At 71.7% G+C, this 16,491-nt stretch carries 16 protein-coding genes; 6 read left to right on the top strand and 10 right to left on the bottom strand.

The features are described from left to right. Positions 1–3: 3 nt before the first annotated feature. The gene (locus AC1DIW_RS03460; RefSeq protein ID WP_478106470.1) at positions 4–429 is read left to right on the top strand and encodes an SRPBCC family protein; all 426 of its coding nucleotides are present in this window, start codon (positions 4–6) and stop codon (positions 427–429) included. A 5-nt stretch (positions 430–434) separates the two neighbouring features. Here the strand turns inward: AC1DIW_RS03460 and AC1DIW_RS03455 are convergent, their stop codons facing one another. Beyond that, positions 435–1,262 (bottom strand): phytanoyl-CoA dioxygenase family protein, encoded by an 828-nt coding sequence (locus AC1DIW_RS03455; RefSeq protein WP_478106469.1) that lies wholly within the window; start codon positions 1,260–1,262, stop codon positions 435–437. 128 nt (positions 1,263–1,390) lie between these two features. On the opposite strand from AC1DIW_RS03455, the gene AC1DIW_RS03450 reads away from it, so the two are divergent. Continuing rightward, the gene (locus tag AC1DIW_RS03450; protein WP_478106468.1) at positions 1,391–2,224 is read left to right on the top strand and encodes a helix-turn-helix domain-containing protein; all 834 of its coding nucleotides are present in this window, start codon (positions 1,391–1,393) and stop codon (positions 2,222–2,224) included. Positions 2,225–2,236: 12 nt separating this feature from the next. On the opposite strand, the gene ilvD is transcribed toward AC1DIW_RS03450, so the two are convergent. The 4 genes from ilvD to AC1DIW_RS03430 form a co-directional block, all read right to left on the bottom strand. Beyond that, positions 2,237–3,937, bottom strand: a complete 1,701-nt coding sequence (ilvD, locus tag AC1DIW_RS03445; RefSeq protein ID WP_442278848.1) for a dihydroxy-acid dehydratase — start codon at positions 3,935–3,937, stop codon at positions 2,237–2,239. Between the two features lie 69 nt (positions 3,938–4,006). Continuing rightward, entirely contained in the window at positions 4,007–4,540 is a 534-nt protein-coding gene (locus AC1DIW_RS03440; RefSeq protein ID WP_478106467.1) for a SixA phosphatase family protein, read from the bottom strand. Between the two features lie 44 nt (positions 4,541–4,584). Continuing rightward, positions 4,585–6,648, bottom strand: coding sequence for a YhgE/Pip domain-containing protein (locus tag AC1DIW_RS03435; protein ID WP_478106466.1), 2,064 nt, complete (start codon positions 6,646–6,648; stop codon positions 4,585–4,587). Beyond that, positions 6,645–7,328: a hypothetical protein gene (locus AC1DIW_RS03430; protein WP_478106465.1), complete on the bottom strand. Its 684-nt coding sequence runs from the start codon at positions 7,326–7,328 to the stop codon at positions 6,645–6,647. Before AC1DIW_RS03430 ends, AC1DIW_RS03435 begins: the two co-directional genes overlap by 4 nt. A 58-nt stretch (positions 7,329–7,386) precedes the next feature. On the opposite strand from AC1DIW_RS03430, the gene AC1DIW_RS03425 reads away from it, so the two are divergent. Beyond that, entirely contained in the window at positions 7,387–8,001 is a 615-nt protein-coding gene (locus tag AC1DIW_RS03425) for a TetR/AcrR family transcriptional regulator (RefSeq protein ID WP_478106464.1), read from the top strand. A 12-nt stretch (positions 8,002–8,013) separates the two neighbouring features. On the opposite strand, the gene AC1DIW_RS03420 is transcribed toward AC1DIW_RS03425, so the two are convergent. From AC1DIW_RS03420 to AC1DIW_RS03410, 3 genes are read right to left on the bottom strand one after another with little or no spacing between them, the layout of a single operon-like run. Then, the gene (locus AC1DIW_RS03420) at positions 8,014–8,310 is read right to left on the bottom strand and encodes a MoaD/ThiS family protein (RefSeq protein WP_478106463.1); all 297 of its coding nucleotides are present in this window, start codon (positions 8,308–8,310) and stop codon (positions 8,014–8,016) included. A 17-nt stretch (positions 8,311–8,327) separates the two neighbouring features. After that, the gene (locus AC1DIW_RS03415; protein ID WP_478106462.1) at positions 8,328–9,410 is read right to left on the bottom strand and encodes a WD40/YVTN/BNR-like repeat-containing protein; all 1,083 of its coding nucleotides are present in this window, start codon (positions 9,408–9,410) and stop codon (positions 8,328–8,330) included. Positions 9,411–9,424: 14 nt separating this feature from the next. Continuing rightward, positions 9,425–10,381 carry a 2-hydroxyacid dehydrogenase gene (locus AC1DIW_RS03410; protein ID WP_478106461.1) on the bottom strand — a complete coding sequence of 319 codons (957 nt, stop codon included), beginning with the start codon at positions 10,379–10,381 and terminating at the stop codon, positions 9,425–9,427. 74 nt (positions 10,382–10,455) lie between these two features. Between AC1DIW_RS03410 and AC1DIW_RS03405 the strand changes: the two genes are divergently transcribed. The 3 genes from AC1DIW_RS03405 (at position 10,456) to AC1DIW_RS03395 (ending at position 13,194) form a co-directional block, all read left to right on the top strand. Beyond that, the gene (locus AC1DIW_RS03405; protein WP_478106708.1) at positions 10,456–11,115 is read left to right on the top strand and encodes an MOSC domain-containing protein; all 660 of its coding nucleotides are present in this window, start codon (positions 10,456–10,458) and stop codon (positions 11,113–11,115) included. A 321-nt stretch (positions 11,116–11,436) separates the two neighbouring features. Further along, positions 11,437–12,399 (top strand): PQQ-dependent sugar dehydrogenase, encoded by a 963-nt coding sequence (locus AC1DIW_RS03400; RefSeq protein WP_478106460.1) that lies wholly within the window; start codon positions 11,437–11,439, stop codon positions 12,397–12,399. A 108-nt stretch (positions 12,400–12,507) separates the two neighbouring features. Then, the gene (locus AC1DIW_RS03395) at positions 12,508–13,194 is read left to right on the top strand and encodes a DUF937 domain-containing protein (RefSeq protein ID WP_442278839.1); all 687 of its coding nucleotides are present in this window, start codon (positions 12,508–12,510) and stop codon (positions 13,192–13,194) included. A gap of 192 nt (positions 13,195–13,386) precedes the next feature. Here AC1DIW_RS03395 and gatB read toward each other — a convergent pair whose 3' ends face one another. After that, a complete protein-coding gene (gene gatB, locus AC1DIW_RS03390; protein WP_442278838.1) occupies positions 13,387–14,934 on the bottom strand; it encodes an Asp-tRNA(Asn)/Glu-tRNA(Gln) amidotransferase subunit GatB in 1,548 nt (515 codons plus the stop codon). Between the two features lies 1 nt (position 14,935). Next, on the bottom strand, positions 14,936–16,465 hold the full coding sequence (gene gatA / locus AC1DIW_RS03385; RefSeq protein ID WP_442279109.1) for an Asp-tRNA(Asn)/Glu-tRNA(Gln) amidotransferase subunit GatA: 1,530 nt from the start codon (positions 16,463–16,465) through the stop codon (positions 14,936–14,938). Between the last annotated feature and the right edge of the window lie 26 nt (positions 16,466–16,491).

Here is a 16,491-nt window from a genome sequence, read left to right as displayed (position 1 = left end):
GTCGTGGAGCAGCACGCGAGCATCGACATCGAGGCCCCGGTCGCGCGGGCATGGGCGATCCTGCGCGACGTGGAGCAGTGGCCCGAGTGGACCGCATCGGTGCGCGCGGTCACGCTGCTCGACGGCGAGCTCCGGGTGGGGGCGCGGGCGCGCATCGACCAGCCGCGCATCCCGACCACGGTCTGGACCGTCACCGACCTGACCGAGGGGCGCGACTTCACGTGGGAGGCCAGCTCTCCCGGAAGGCGGACGACCGGCCGGCACACCGTCGAGGCGACCGGGCCGGGCACCTGCCGGGCCACCCTCTCGATCACCCAGTCGGGCTGGGTCGGCTCGCTCGTCGGGCGCGGCTACCGGTCCCTCACCGACCGCTACCTCGCCCTGGAGGCCGCCGGGCTCAAGGCGCGAGCCGAGTCCACCGAGGGCTAGAGGTCTCAGCCCGAGGCTGCGCCGAGCGCCGGGTTGGCCGGTGACGCAGCGACGTCACCCGGGGCGAGGCCGGGCAGCCACGTCGCGAGGTCGTTCGCCTGGGCGGAGTTGGCCGGCTCGAGCACGGTGAGCCCGTCGGCGAACCAGATGACCGTCATGACCTCGCGCATCTGCGCCGAGGTGTTGCCGAGCGCCTTGTGCACCGTCCATCCCGAGTGGAACGAGGCGTCACCGGCACGCATCGCGACCGGCTCGTCGACGACGAGGCCGCCCTCCGCGACCAGCCGGTCGAAGTGCTCCTCGGAGGCGTCGGAGATCCCGATGTCGCTGAGCGGCCCGTCGACGTGGCTGCCGGTCGCGAAGGCGAGCCCACCGTGGGCCGGCGTGATGTCGACGAGTGGCATCCACATCGTGAGGCACCGCGTGCCGTCGAGCGGCCAGTACATTGCGTCCTGGTGCCACGGGGTGTAGCCGCCGCCAGGCTCCTTGAACAGCGCCTGGTCGTGGTAGAGCCGCACCCGCGGGACGCCGAGCAGCCTCGCGGCCATGTCGGCGAATCGGGACGCCATGACGAAGCGGGCCACGCTCTCGTCGTGGCGCCAGAGGTTCATCACCTGCAGGAACGCCATCCCGTAGCTGTCACGCTCGGCGAGCGGCCGGGTCTCGGTGCTGAGCCGCTCGACCGCCGCGGCGATGGGGCCGCGGTAGGCCGCCGCGTCGACGGCGTCCGCCACTCCCGAGAGCCGGAGGAAGCCCTGGGCCCGGTAGGCCGCCACCTGCTCGTCGTCGATGGGGTATGCCGTGGTGAGCTCGGGAAGCGTTTCAGTGGGCATGATGCAGACCATCCTTCGCGGATCATCCACGACCGGAGTGGCCGTCGGATGGGTGCAGCCCACCAGACGCGTCATGAGGGTGCCCCGGACCGCATGGTCACCGGGGTACGTTCTGGTTTGATGTGGGCGTGAGCGATACCCCGTCGACGCCTGAGGCCGGACCGCGGCCGGCAGCCGGACGCCTCGGTCGGGTCCTCATCGCGGCCCGCATCACGGCAGGGAGCGGGCTGCCGGTGGGGACGACCCGACGGCACCCGACGTGGGGTCTCACCTTCCTCACGTCCGGCACTGGTCGCTACCGCGACGCCCGTCATGACGAGCCCATCGGCGCGGGCACGCTCGTCGTCGTCCACCCGGGCCACCCGCACTGGTACGGCGCAGACCCCGGCGGCTGGGACGAGCACTTCGTCGTGTTCGACGGCGCGGTCTTCGACTGTGCCGGCCGCACCGGCGCCCTCTCCCCCGACCGCCCGCTCGTGCACGGCCTGCCGGTGCGCCGGTGGGCCGCCCGCTTCGCCGCGTTCGACCGGCCGCGACCCGCCACCCTCGACGCGCGCGACGCCGAGGCGCTCGACCTGCTCGCAGCCCTGCTCCAGGCGCGAGAGCTCGTCGACCACCAGCGGCGACGCGGTCCCGTCGCCGACGCCGGTTGGCTCGCGCGTTCGGTCGAGCTTCTCGAGGGCGACCTCGCCGAGACCCTCGAGCTGTCCTCGGTGGCGGCCGAGGTCGGGCTGCCCTACGAGACGTGGCGGCGGCGGTTCCGGGCCGAGACCGGAACCGGCCCGTACGCGCACCGGGCGGCCCGGCGGCTCTCCGCCGCCACCGAGATGCTCGTGCACACCGGGCTCAGCGTGCGCGACATCGCCGCCACCACCGGGTTCACCGACGAGCGGCACCTCATCAGGCGTTTCCGGGAGGCCACGGGTCTCACGCCCCGCGCCTACAGGGACGCGGGGCGCTGAGCCTGACCGGCGTCAGCCGCAGACGGCCCCGCCGCTCGCGCTGCCGACGAGCTTGCGGTACTTCGCGAGGACGCCCCGGGTGTACTTCGGCTCCGGGTGCGTGATGCCCTCGGCGCGGCGGCGCTCCATCTCCTCGTCGTCGACGAGCACGTCGAGCGTGCCGCTCGCCACGTCGAGGCGGATCGTGTCACCGTCTCGGACGAAGGCGATGGGCCCCTCGTCGACGGCCTCCGGCGCGACGTGACCGACGCACAGTCCGGTCGTGCCACCGGAGAAGCGACCGTCGGTGAGGAGCAGGACGTCCTTGCCGAGCCCGGCGCCCTTGATCGCGCCGGTGACGGCGAGCATCTCGCGCATGCCGGGGCCACCCTTGGGCCCCTCGTACCGGATGACGACGACGTCGTTCTTCTTCAGGGAGCCCTGCTCGACGGCGTCCATGGCGGCGCGCTCGCCGTTGAAGACGCGGGCGGTGCCCTCGAAGACGGACTCGTCGAAACCGGCCGACTTCACGACCGCACCCTCGGGCGCGAGTGAGCCGGTGAGGATCGTCAGGCCACCCGTCTTGTGGATCGGCCGGGCCATCTCGCGGATGACTCGGCCGTCGATGTGCGGCGGGTTGATCTCGTCGAGGTTCTCGGCCATCGTCTTGCCGGTCACGGTGAGGCAGTCCCCGTCGAGCAGTCCCGCCTCGAGCAGCGTCTTCATGACGACGGGGATGCCGCCGATGTGGTCGATGTCCTTCATGACGAAGCTGCCGAACGGCTTGACGTCGGCCAGGTGCGGCACCTTGGCGCCGATGCGACGGAAGTCCTCGATCGTCAGGTCGACATCGGCCTCGTGCGCGATGGCGAGCAGGTGGAGCACGGCGTTGGTCGAGCCGCCGAAGGCCATGACGACGGCGATGGCGTTCTCGAAGGCAGGCTTGGTCATGATGTCGCGCGCCGTGATGCCGCGTCGGAGCAGCTCGACGACGGCCTCGCCCGACTTGCGGGCATACATGTCGCGGCGGCGGTCGGTCGCGGGCGGCGCGGCCGAACCCGGGATCGACATGCCGATCGCCTCGGCGACGGCGGCCATCGTGTTGGCGGTGTAGAAGCCGCCACAGGCGCCCTCACCCGGGCAGATGGCGCGCTCGATGGCGTCGACGTCCTCGCGCGACATGAGACCGGCGTTGCACGCCCCGACGGCCTCGAAGGCGTCGATGATCGTGACCTCCTTCTCCGTGCCGTCGGACAGCTTGGCGACACCCGGGAGGATCGTGCCGGCATACAGGAAGACGGAGGCCAGGTCGAGGCGCGCGGCGGCCATGAGCATGCCCGGCAGCGACTTGTCGCAACCGGCGAGCAGCACTGAGCCGTCGAGTCGCTCGGCGTTCATGACGGTCTCGACGGAGTCGGCGATGATCTCGCGCGAGACGAGGCTGAAGTGCATCCCCTCGTGTCCCATCGAGATCCCGTCCGAGACGGAGATCGTGCCGAACTCGAGCGGGTAGCCGCCGCCCGCGTGGACGCCGTCCTTGACGGCCTTGGCGAGCCGGTCGAGCGAGAGGTTGCACGGCGTGATCTCGTTCCACGAGCTCGCGACGCCGATCTGTGGCTTGACCCAGTCGTCGTCGCCGAGGCCCACGGCCCGGAGCATCCCCCGCGCGGCGGTCTTCTCGAGACCGTCGGTGACGTCGCGGCTGCGGGGCTTGATGTCAGGCGTCTGCGTCATGCCCTGCAGCATAGGACCGTGTCCGCTGGGTGGACACCGCATCTCACAGCATGATCCTGACGAGCGAGCTCAGTCCCGCGCCCCGCGACTGACGTGGAAGCGCCTCAGCGCGCATGTGCCGAGGTCGATGTCGGTCCAGTCCCCCGCGTAGGACAGCACCGCCAGTCCGCCGGTCACGAACCCCCGGCCCAGGGCCTCGTGCGCCTCGAGCGATCCCTCCCCGTCGGTGAGCATGCTCGTGAGCTGCGCCATGGTCGGGTTGTGCCCCACGACGAGGACGGTCGCGGTGTCACCGGCGTCCTCGCGCACCGTCTCGAGGGTCTGCTCCGAACCTCCGAGGTAGACGCTGCGGCGGTACTCGACGAACTCGCTGTGGGCGCCGCCGCGGCAGGCCTCCTCCCACGTCTGACGCGTGCGCTGCGCGGTCGAGCAGATGACGAGGTCGGGCACCAGCCCCTGCTCGTGCAGCCATTTCCCAGCGGCTTTCGCGTCCCGCCGGCCACGGGGTGCGAGCTCGCGGTCGTGGTCGGCCTTGCCCAGACCCTCCTCGGCCTTGGCGTGGCGCATCAGGACGAGGGTCTTCTCTCTCGCGGCGCTGCTCATGGTTCCGAGCATGCTCCCCGCTGGGCCCCCTTGTCAGCCCGGGGTCACAGCTCCAGGGCCGGCTTGATCCGCTTCGGCGTCCACATCCTCGACCGGCGTGCAGCGACGGTCGACACTGCGAGCGCGGCGAGCAGGTACGCGGCGAGGACGCCGACCGAGCCGGTCACCGGTCCGAGATCGGCGCCGTAGAGCAGCCGTCGCAGGCCGTCGACGGCATGACTCATCGGCACGACGTGGTGCACGGCCTGCAGCGGCGCGGGGAGCGTCTGCCACGGGAACGTGCCGCCCGCGCTGACGAGCTGGACGACCATGAAGACGAGTCCGAGGAACTTGCCGACCGCACCGAGGCGCGCCGCCAGCGCGTGCAGGATCGCCACGAACGTCATCGAGGTGAAGCACAGGAAGAGGAACGCGAGCACCGGATGGGCGATCCGGATGTCGACGCCGCGCCCGACGACGAGCACGAGTGCCGCGACCTGGACGAGCCCGACCAGCGTCGGTGCGAGCCAACCGCCGAGAGCCGTTCGGACCGAGCGTTGGCTCGTCGCGAGGGCTCGCGGCGACAGCGGCCGGACGAAGAGGAAGAGCACGTAGGCGCCGATCCACAGCGCCAGGCTCATGAAGAGAGGAGCCAGGCCGGCGCCGTAGGAGCCGGCCGACGACAGCGACCCGTTGGACACCCCGACGGGGTTGCCGATCGTCTGCGCCATCGCCTTGCGCTGGGCGTCACTGGGGTCGGGCACGGAGTCGCGACCCTTGACGAGCCCGGCGTGCAGGTCGGTGGCGCCCTTGGTCAGCGCGTCGACACCCGACGCGAGCGACGTCGCGCCCGAGGCCAGGGTGTCGCCTCCCGATGCCGCTCGAGCCGCACCGCTCGAGAGCTGGGCGGACCCCTTCTTGAGGGTGTCGAGGCCGCCGGCAAGGGATGCTGCGCCGTCGCGCACCTGCACCGCCCCGGAGTGCGCCTGCGCGATGCCGTCGGTCAGGGCCGGGGTGGCGTTCGCGAGCGACCTGGCGCCGGTGGCCACCTGGTCGGCTCCGGTCGACAGACGCGTGAGGTCACGGGAGGCCGACTGGATCGTCGCGTCCGCCGTGCCGACGTAGCCGTCGATGGCGTCGAGGCGCGACTCGACGACCGAGAGCTGGGCGTCGGTGAGGCCGTGGGCGCGCAGGTCGGCGAGGAACGTGGCGCGGTCGGCGGTGATGCGCTTGCGGAGGTCGGCGGAGGCCGTCGCGGCCTGGCTGCCGTAGCCGGCGACGGCTCGGTTCCCGGCCGCGACCTGCTCGGCCCCGTCGGCCAGCTGGTCGGTCTGGGACGGCAGCGTCGCCGTGCGCGCCTGGAGCGTGCCCAGCCCCGACGCGAGCTGTGCAGCGCCGGCCTCGAGGTTGTCGGCGCCGGAGGCTGCCTGGCCGATGCCGGTGTCGAGTCGCTTGGCGCCGGACGCGAGATCGTGCAGGCCGCCGGCGAGACTCGTGGCGCCCGTCGCGAGCTGGTGGGCGCCGGAACCGGCCTTCGCAGCACCGGCCCGCAGCTGCTCGGAGCCGTCCACGGCCTTGACGAGCTGGTCGTGCACCTGGCTGAACCCGAGCAGCAGCTTGCTCGCCGCCGTCTGGCTGACCTCACTCGCCACGGACGCGGACACCTGCTTGATGACCTGGTTGCCGATCATCGAGGTCATGTAGTTGTTCGCATCGTTGGTCTCCAGCGCCACGGTGGCCTGGCGCGGGGTGAACTCGGCGGTCGAGGCGAGGTCGGCCGAGAACGTCCGCGGCAGGATGACGGCGAAGGCGTACGTTCCGTCGTCGACGCCGCTCATCGCCTCGGCGTGCGACACGCGGTGCCAGTCGAACGACTTCGACTGGACGAGGTGGTCGGCCACCTGGCCACCCACCTGCAGCTTCTCCCCCGTGGTCAGGGTCGTGCCGGTGTCGTCGCTGACGACGGCGGCGGGCACCTGCGGGAAGGCGCCGTACGGGTCGTGGTTGGCGTAGAGGTAGAGACCGCCGTAGAGCGTGGGGATGAGGACAAGCGCAGCGAGTGCCAGCCGCGCCAGCCGCGAGGCGGTGAGGCGGCGCAGCTCGGCGACTGCCAGACGGACCGGGTTCATGCCGAGAGCTCCTTCTCGGAGAGCTCGACCACGGTCGCGGACTCGACGGCCGCCGGCAGCGCCGCAGCGGCTGCGGCCGTGGTGAGGACGATGACGACGAGTCCGGACGCCGCCAGGCGGCGGCACGTCTCGAACCACACGGCATGGTCGCCGCCATGGCGTTCCGGACCGGCGAGGACCAGGACGCGCACCCGCGGGTGCATGGCGCCGAGCTCCAGCAGCAGGCTCGTGCGGACCCCTGCCGGCAGCTGCTCCCACGGCCGACCCGCTCGGTCGGACAGGTCGTGCGCTGCGAGGAAGGCCGCCACGGCCGCTCGCGTCGCCGGCCTCTCGGCCAGCGCCAGCTCCTCCTGCACGACCGCCCTGACGGCGATGCTGTCCTCCGGCGCAGTCACGTCGGCGACGTCGACGAGCCTGGTGAGCAGCTGCAGGTCGTCCAGGTCCGAGACCCCGCCGATGCTGATCCGGCCCCGGAGCAGCTCGACACGGCCGCCGACGGCCAGCGCGAGGGCGATCTGGGGGATGCCGGGGTCGGTCGCGACCACGGTGACCTCGCGGGAGGGCGCGGTGAAGGCGACGTGCTCGACGAAGGGCTCGTGGGTGCCGGCGACGCTGACGTCGTCGACGACGACGGTGGGCAGGTCCGGTCCGAACCGGCGGTCTGCTTCAACTTCATTCACGATACGAGTATGCATCGAATACAGGTGTGTATTCAATTCGGCAACGTATCCTGTCGTCATGACCACGACGGCCGAGCCCCGGATCAGCGCCCGACGCCAGGCGACCCGGGAGCGGGTCCTGGAGGCGGCGAGCGAGGTCTTCGCCGAGCGGGGGTTCCACGGCGCCACGGTCGAGGACATCTGCGAGCGCGCCGGCTTCACCCGCGGGGCCTTCTACTCGAACTTCTCCTCCAAGGACGACCTCGTCCTCGAGCTGTCGCAGCGCCATGCCGAGAAGCTCGTCGAACGCATCCGCCGGGCCAGCAAGCGCGAGCACGCGACCGCCGAGGAGGTCCTGCGCGACGTCTTCGCGGCGCTGGCCGACGACAGCCGCAGCAAGGAACGCTGGCTCGTGCTGACGACGGAGTTCACCCTGCACGCCATCCGCGACGCGAACGCCCGCCGGGCCTGGGCAGCCCAGCAGCGCCGCGTCAGGGACGAGCTCGTGACGGTGGTCGACGAAGCCGTCGCTCGCCAGGGGCTGAGGCTCCCGATCCCCACCGAGCTCTTCGTGCTCGCGGCGATCTCACTCGCGCAGGGGTCGATGACCCAGCGCCTCGTCGAGCCGAGCTCGCTCTCCGTCGGCGAGCTCGAGCGCACCGTCCTGCCGATCCTGCTCGGGGTCGACCCCTGACGCTGCAGACCGTCAGCCGCCGGACACCGCGTTGATGATGTGCACCCGTGCACCAGCCGGCACGGGGGTCCGCACGCCCTCGCCGCGCGTCGCGTCCTCGCCGTTGACGAACACCTTGACATGGCGACGGATCTGACCGCGCTCGTCACGCACCTTGCCGTCGAGGATCCGGTGCTCGGAGAACGCGCGGTCGAGCAGGGCGGCAACGGTCTGCGCCTCGGAGGGCGACTCGACCTCGATCTCCGCGACGCCTCCCACGAGGTCGCGCAACATGCCGGGCAGGATGACGCGGACAGGGGCTGGCGGCATACGGAATCCCTTGCGGTTCAGTTGAGCTGGGCGGCGCGCACGACGAGGACGTCGGGCAGCTGGGTGGCGATGCGCTGGAACGACTCACCCTCGTCGGCCGACGCGAAGACGTCACCGTTGCGGGTGCCGAGGTAGACCCCGACCGGGTCGGCCTCGTCCAGGGATGCCGCGTCGCGCAGGACGCACGTGTAGCTGTGGCCGGGCAGGCCGTTCGCCTGCTGGCGCCACGTCGCGCCCGCGTCGTCGGAACGCTGCACCTGCAGCTGGGCGTCCGGTGGGATGCGCTCGCCGGCGTCTGCGACCGGCACGACCCACACCACGCCCGCCCGACGTGGGTGGGCGAGGACGGTGAACCCGAAGTCGGTGGGCAGGCCCTCGGCGATGGACTCCCACGTCTGTCCGTTGTCACCGGACCGGTAGACACCGTTGTGGTTCTGGGCGAAGAGCTCGCCGTCACCCTGACCGCGAGCGACCTTGTGCACGCACTGGCCGTACTCCGGGTACTCGTCGTCGGGCATGAAACCGGCTCTGATGCCGGGGTTGCTCGGCGCCCACGTCTCGCCGCCGTCGAGCGAGCGGTAGACGCCCCCGGTGCTCATGGCGACGAGGAGGTGCTCCGGACGCCCGGGCTCCGGGAGGATGGTGTGGACGGCTCCGCCGCCGAACCCGGGCTCCCAGTTCGGGCGGTGCGGGTGGTCCCACAAGCCACGCACGAGCTCGTAGCGCTCACCCCGGTCGGTGCTGCGGAAAAGGGCATGCGGCTCGACGCCGGCCCACACGACGTCGGCGTCATTGGGGTCGGGCGTCAGCTGCCAGACGCGCTCGAGCGCTGTGTCCGTGTCACTCGGGAACGACAGTGCCCGCTCGGCGCTCTCGGTCCACGTGCGCCCGCCGTCGGTGCTCGCCTGGACCGTCGGCCCCCAGTGCCACGACTTGACGCCCGCGAGCACCGACGCTCGACCCTGGCGCGTGTCGACGGCAACGGACGCGACCTCGCTCATGAGGAAGTGCGGACCCTCGAGGACCCACTCCCGACGATCGGTGCTGCGTGCGATCCAGAGTCCCTTGCGCGTGCCGATGGCGACGATGGTCTCGGTCATGTTGACAGTGTCCACTATGCGTGGGATGCAGACAAGGGCCCGGCGACGACGTTGTCGACCGGCTCACCGGACAGCATGGCCTGCACCTGCCGGCGCACCAGCGCGAGGGCGCGGGGCCGCATCGCCCGGGTCGCACCTCCGACGTGCGGGGTGATGAGGACGCCCGGGGTCGTCCACAGCGGGTGACCCTCCGGAAGGGGCTCGGGATCGGTGACGTCCAGTGCCGCCCGCAGGCGCCCGGAGGCACACTCGGCGACGAGGGCCTCGGTGTCGACCACCGGCCCACGGGCGACGTTGACGAGCAGCGCGCCATCCGGCATACGACCGAGCATCGTGGCATCGAAGAGTCCGCGCGTCGCATCGGTGAGCGGCACGATCACGACGACGACGTCGTGCTCCGGCAGCAGGTCGGGCAGGTCGTCGATGCCGTGCACGTGCGGCACGAGCTCATCGCCGGACCTCGCCCGCGAGGCGACCGCCGTCAGGGCCACCTCGAAGGGCGCGAACCGGCGGGCGACCGCACGGCCGATCTGGCCGTATCCCACGACGAGGACGCGGCTGTCGGCGAGCGCCGAGCGCAACCGCAGTGGCTCCCAGTACGAGCGCCCTTGCGAGACAATGAAGTCGGGGATGCCACGGATGGAGGACAAGGTCAGCGTGAGGGCCAGCTCGGCCGTGGACGCATCGTGGACTCCTGCCGCGTTGCACAGGTTCACTCCGTCGGGCAGCTCGGCGACGTACTGCTCGTAGCCGGCGCTCTGCAGCTGGACGACCTCGAGCGCTTCGAGGCCCGGCGTGACGCCGGCGAGGCTCACCTGCGTCATGTAGGGCACGACGGCCAAGCGGATCTCGCTGCCGCGGGGGTGCGGCTGCTCCATGTCCCAGACGACGGCGTCGACGCCCTCGAGGTCGGCGAGCGCGTCGACGAACTCGGGGTCGGGGACGGACACGACAAGTGGATCGGCAGCCATGTCGATCACGCTAACGAAGACTGCGCGAAAACGCGGGAGCCGGCCGCGCCCGTGCGGGTTAGGCTCGCGCGGTGATGCCCCAGCCCCACGTCCTGGCCCTCAGCTCGGGTCGACGCGCCGTCCCGAGCGGAGGCGGGCGCCCGACCGCCATCGACAAGCAGCCCGTCGACATGTTCGAGGTGCGCGACCCGGGACCCAAGCGCGGAGGGCTCGGCAGCGGGGTCGTCGGTGACGAGATCGGCAACCCCAAGCACCACGGCGGTGAGCTGCAAGCTGTCTACGCCTACGCGCGCGAGGACCAGGAGTTCTGGGAGCAGCAGATCGGGAGGCCCGTCCCCTCAGGAGGATTCGGCGAGAACATCACGACGAGGGGCGTCGAGGCGACCCATGCTCTCGTCGGCGAGCTCTGGCGGATCGGGGACGTCGTGCTGCGCGTCGAGGTCCCCCGCATCCCGTGCCAGACGTTCGCAGCGCACATGGGCGAGCCCCGGTGGGTGCGGCGGTTCACCGAGGCGGGGCGCACCGGCGCCTACCTCTCGGTCGTCACTCCGGGCGTCGTGCACACCGGCGCGACGATCGAGGTCGAGCGACCCGGCCACGACATCGACCTCCTCCTGCTCTTCCGGGCCTTCGGTGGCGACCTCGCCGCCGCGCGGCGGGTGGTGGACGCGGACGTCGTGCACCCCGACGTCCAGGCCGGGCTCGTCGACACCCTCTCGCGTCGCGAGGGTTGAGCCACAGCGGTCCCCTCGTCCCGTGGGACACAATGAGGTATGCCGCACCCGTCCCGGTCATTCGGGCGCGCCCTCGTGGTGGGCGTCGCCGTCTCTATGGCCGGAGCCGCGTGCTCGGCGGGCGAGCCCGCCGCTCCCCCGCCGGGTACCGGGATCGCGACCACGCAGAGCCCGACCACAGGTAGCCCGACCACACGTAGCCCGACCACACAGGGCACCGCGGCGCGGAGCCCGGCCACGGCGTCCGGCTCCGGCACCGGCACCGGCACGGCGAGGGCCACCACGACAGCCCCTCCGCCCGTTGCCGACTCGGCCCCGCCGGTGAGCCTGCTCGGTGGCGTCGACATCGCGTGGTCGGTGGCGGTGCTGCCCGACGGGAGCGCCCTGGTCAGCGAGCGAAACACCGGCCGCATCCTGCACGTGCCCAAGCCCGGCACCGGGGGCGAGGCCACCGTCGCCGGACGCCTTCCCATCACCCGCACGGAAGGAGAGGGTGGCCTCCTCGGGCTCGCTGTCCCGAGCGACTTCGACGCCGACCCCGTGCTCTACGCGTACTACTCGACCGAGAGCGACAACCGCATCGCGGCAGTGCCATGGCGCGACGGCACCATCGGCGAACCGGTCGTCATCCTCTCGGGCATCCCCCGCGGCCGGAACCACAACGGCGGCCGTATCGCCTTCGGGCCCGACGGCTACCTGTACGTCGGTACGGGCGAGGCCGGCGACACCTCCCTGTCGCAGAACCTCGGGTCGCTCGGCGGCAAGATCCTGCGCATCACCACCGACGGCGATCCTGCTCCGGGCAACCCCTTCGGCGGGTCGCCCATCTGGTCCTACGGTCACCGCAACGTCCAAGGCCTTGCCTGGGACAGCCGGAAACGCCTGTGGGCCAGCGAGTTCGGTCAGGACACGTATGACGAGCTCAACCTCATCGAGCCCGGCAAGAACTACGGCTGGCCCGAGGTGGAGGGCCGAGCCGGCAACCCGGAGTACGTCGACCCGGTTGCCGAGTGGCCGACGTCGGTGATGTCACCGAGCGGCATCGTCGTCGGCCCCGACGACGCCGTCTACCTGGCCGCGCTGCGCGGTCAATCGGTGTGGCGCGTGCCCCTCAACCCCGACGGCTCGGCGGGCACGCCGACTCGCCACCTGCAAGGGGCCTACGGCCGCATCCGCGACATCCGCTTCGTCGGCAACAGGGTCTGGATCACGACGAGCAACAACGACCGCGCCGACCGACTGCTCTCGCTGCCCCTCTCCGCCGTCGGGACCAAGGCCGGCTGACCCTGGCCGTGGGCGTGCACCGCGCCTGGCGCTGCTGCCCACGCACGACGTGACTAGCCTGACGGGCAGGGACGGCGCCAGCGCCGCCCACGATCAGAGGGGCACCAGATGGGTTCGTACGACGAGATCCTCGACCAGGTTCCGATCGACCAGCTGGCGGGCCAGCTCGGGGTTGGCAGCGACGAGGTCCGCCAGGCGGCGGAGCACGCCCTGCCTGCGCTCCTGGGTGGACTCCAGGCCAACGCCTCGGACCCGGCGGGAGCCGACTCGCTGCTGGCAGCACTGTCGGACCACCAGGGGCCCGTCAACAGCCTGGGCGACGTCGACGAGCAGGATGGTCGTGCCATCGTGGGCAACATCTTCGGTGGCAACACCGACCAGGTCGTGGGCCGGCTCGGTGGCCTGGGCGGCACGTCCGGGAGCCTCGTGCAGAAGCTGCTGCCGCTCCTGGCGCCGATCGTCATGTCCTGGCTCGCGAAGAAGATGGGTCAGGGCGGCCTCGGCGGCATGCTCGGCGGTGGCCCGGGTTCGACCGATGGGGCAGGTGCCGGTGCGGGGGCGGGCTCCGCCGACGCCGGCCCGCTCTTCCCGGGCGGTGCGGGCGCCGACAGTGGACCGGTCCAGGCTCCGGGCAGCGCGACCCCGACGGGCGCGGCATCGGGCGGGAGTGGCCCGCTGCAGGACATCCTCGGCCAGGTGCTCGGCGGGGGTGCCGGCTCGTCGGGCGACAGCGGTGGGGCCGGCGACATCCTCGGCGGCCTGCTCGGTGGCCTTCTCGGCAACGGCAAGCGCTGACCCCTCCCTTTCCCCCTCCCCCTCAACCCCAACCGTCGAGAGGCCACGAATGGCCGCCCTGCGCCCGTCGAGAGGTCACTTCCTGTGACCAGAAGTGGCCTCTCGACATGGGCGAAGCGGCCGAACGTGGCCTTTCGACGGTTGGGAAGCGGCCGAACGTGGCCTTTCGACGGTTGGGGGCGGCGGCGGGGGTTACTGGAGCTTGGCGAGGATGAGCTCGCGGGCCTTGCCGGCGTCGGCCTGACCCTTCATCTCCTTCATCACCTGGCCGATGAGCGCACCCGCCGCCTGGACCTTGCCGTCGCGGATCTTGTCCGCCACGGCGGGGTTGGCCTCGATGACCTTGTCGACGGCAGCCTCGAGGGCACCGTCGTCCTGGACGAGCTCGAGCCCGCGGGCGTCGGCAACCGCCGTCGGGGTTCCCTCGCCGGCAAGCACGCCGTCGAGGACCTGGCGGGCCATCGAGTCGTTGAGCCGTCCGGCGGCGACGAGCCCGTCTAGCTCGGCGATGTGGGCGGGCGTCAGGCCCAGCCCGGCGGCATACGTGACGATGTCCTGGCCCTCTGCGTTGGCCCGCCGCGAGGGCTCACCGAGCCACCACTTCTTCGCGGCGGCGGCGCTGGCACCGGCCGCCACCGTCTCCTCGATGAGCTCGACCGCGCCGGCGTTGACGACGTCACGCATCTCGAGATCGCTGTAGCCCCAGTCGGACTGGAGCCGCTTGCGACGCGCAGCGGGGTTCTCGGGCAGGGTGCCCCGCAGTGCCTCGACGGTCTCGCGAGTCGGCGCGACGGGCACGAGGTCGGGCTCCGGGAAGTAGCGGTAGTCCTCGGCGTCGGACTTGACGCGGCCCGACGTCGTGATGCCGGTGTCCTCGTGCCAGTGACGCGTCTCCTGCAGGATCGAGCCGCCGCCGTCGAGGATCGCCGCGTGGCGCGAGATCTCGTAGCGCACCGCCCGCTCGACGGAGCGGAGCGAGTTGACGTTCTTCGTCTCGGTGCGGGTGCCGAGCGGCACGGCGAGCTGGGCCTCGTCCAGCGGGGCACCGACGCGCGGGCGCAGCGAGACGTTCGCGTCGCAGCGCATCGAGCCCTGCTCCATCTTGACGTCGCTGACGTCGAGGGCGCGCAGCAGGTCGCGCAGCGCCGAGACGTAGGCCTTGGCGACCTCGGGCGCCCGCTCCCCCGCGCCGACCATCGGCTTGGTGACGATCTCGATGAGCGGGATGCCGGCGCGGTTGTAGTCGACGAGCGAGTGGTCGGCCCCGTGGATGCGGCCCGTCGCGCCACCGATGTGCAGCGACTTGCCGGTGTCCTCCTCCATGTGCGCGCGCTCGATCTCGACGCGGTACACAGTGCCGTCCTCGAGCTCGACGTCGAGGTGTCCCTCGAAGGCGATGGGCTCGTCGTACTGCGACGTCTGGAAGTTCTTCGGCATGTCCGGGTAGAAGTAGTTCTTCCGGGCGAAGCGGCACCACTCGGCGATCTCGCAGTTCAGCGCGAGGCCGATGCGGATGGCCGACTCGACGGCCTTCTCGTTGACGACGGGCAGCGCGCCCGGCAGGCCCAGACACACCGGGCAGACCTGCGAGTTCGGCTCCGCGCCGAACTCGGTCGGGCAGCCGCAGAACATCTTGGTCGCCGTGTGCAGCTCGACGTGGACCTCGAGGCCCATGACCGGGTCGAACTTCGCCATGGCCTCGTCGTAGTCCATGACGGCGTCGGTCGCGACGGTGGTCATGTCAGGCTCCCTTCACAGCAGCAGCGCCGCCCAGCGCGGGCGCGCGGTCGAGGATCGGACCGCCCCAGCGGTCGACGAGGGCGGCTTCGAGGGCCGCGCCCACGGAGTAGAGCCGCTCGTCCTTCATCGCGGGCGCGAGGATCTGGATGCCGGCGGGCAGGCCGTCCTCGTCGGCGAGGCCGGACGGGATCGACATGCCGGGCACGCCGGCGAGGTTGGCCGGGATCGTGGCGATGTCGTTGAGGTACATCGCCATCGGGTCCTCGAGCTTGTCGCCGAGCTTGAACGCCGTGGTCGGCGCCGTCGGGCTGACGAGCACGTCGACCTTGTCGTATGCCGCGTCGAAGTCCTGGGCGATGAGCGCGCGGACCTTCTGCGCCGAGCCGTAGTACGCGTCGTAGTAGCCGGAGCTCAGCGCATACGTCCCGAGGATGATGCGGCGCTTGACCTCGTCGCCGAAGCCGGCGTCACGCGTGGCCGCCATGACCTGCTCGGCGCTCGGGGCGTCGACACCCTCGGGCAGCACGCGCAGGCCGTAGCGCATCGCGTCGAACTTGGCGAGGTTGCTCGAGGCCTCGCTCGGGAGGATGAGGTAGTAGGCCGCGAGGGCGTAGTCGAAGTTCGGACAGCTGACCTCGACGACCTCGGCGCCGAGCTCCTCGAGCAGGGCGACGGACTCGTCGAAGCGGGCGCGCACTCCCGGCTGGTAGCCCTCGCCGCCGAGCTCCTTGACGACACCGATCCGCATGCCGCGCACGTCGGCGGCGCGGGCCGCCTCGACGACCGCCGGGACGGGTGCGTCGATGGACGTCGAGTCCATCGGGTCGTGGCCGCCCATCACGGCGTGGAGCAGCGCGGTGTCGAGCACGGTGCGACCGCAGGGGCCGGCCTGGTCCAGCGAGCTGGCGAGGGCGACGAGGCCGTAGCGCGAGACGCCGCCGTAGGTCGGCTTCGTGCCGACGGTGGCCGTGACCGCCGCGGGCTGGCGGATCGAGCCACCGGTGTCGGTCCCGGTCGCGAGCGGCGCCTGGAACGAGGCGAGCACCGAGCTCGAGCCACCGCCCGAGCCGCCGGGGATCCGGTCGAGGTCCCACGGGTTGTGCGACGGGCCGTACGCCGAGTGCTCGGTCGAGGAGCCCATCGCGAACTCGTCCATGTTCGTCTTGCCGAGGATCGGCAGACCGGCGTCGCGCAGCTTCGTGACGACGGTCGCGTCGTACGGCGGGATCCAGCCCTCGAGGATCCGGCTGCCGCACGTCGTCGGCACGCCCTTCGTCGTCATGACGTCCTTGACCGCGATCGGCACGCCGGCGAGGGCGCCGAGGCTCTCGCCCGCCTGGCGTCGCTCGTCGACCGCGCGCGCCTGGGCGAGGGCGCCGTCGGTGTCGACGTGGAGGTAGGAGTGCACCTGGCCGTCGACGGCGGCGATCCGGTCGAGGTGCGCCTGGGTCACCTCGACGGAGCTGATGGTCTTGCTCGCGAGGGCGTCGGCCAGGTCGGCGGCCGTGGCCCTCGTCAGGTCGGTTGGCAGGTCGGTCACGTCAGTGCCTTCGGTTC

It is taken from the genome of Terrabacter sp. 01T434, from assembly GCF_056398545.1.
The sequence above is the reverse complement of the archived record's forward strand: the minus strand, read 5'-3'. Positions and strand labels throughout refer to the sequence as shown.